1 pseudogene (only partly in view) is annotated in these 225 nt (G+C 69.8%); it reads right to left on the reverse strand.

From position 1 onward, the window contains the following. Window positions 1-225 (reverse strand): annotated as a pseudogene (locus BZL64_RS30545) (molybdopterin-dependent oxidoreductase) (its annotated part continues 279 nt past the right edge of the window); the annotation flags it as partial.

Genomic DNA, 225 nt, shown 5'->3' on the forward strand with positions numbered 1-225 from the left:
CGCGGGTCGATGACGGTGAGGGTGCCACCGCGGGCCTTGAGCGCCTTGAGCTTGCCGGGGAAGTCGGGGGCGGTGCACAGACTCCCGTTGGACTCCAGGGGGTTGGCGCCGATGAGGAGCAGGTGGTCGGTGTGGTCCAGGTCGGGCACGGGGATGGCGTTGGCGTCGCCGAAGAGGAGTCCGCTGGAGACGTGCTTGGGCATCTGGTCGACCGTGGAGGCGGTG

Origin of the sequence: Streptomyces bobili (assembly GCF_002154575.1) — a bacterium.
GTDB lineage: Bacteria > Actinomycetota > Actinomycetes > Streptomycetales > Streptomycetaceae > Streptomyces > Streptomyces bobili.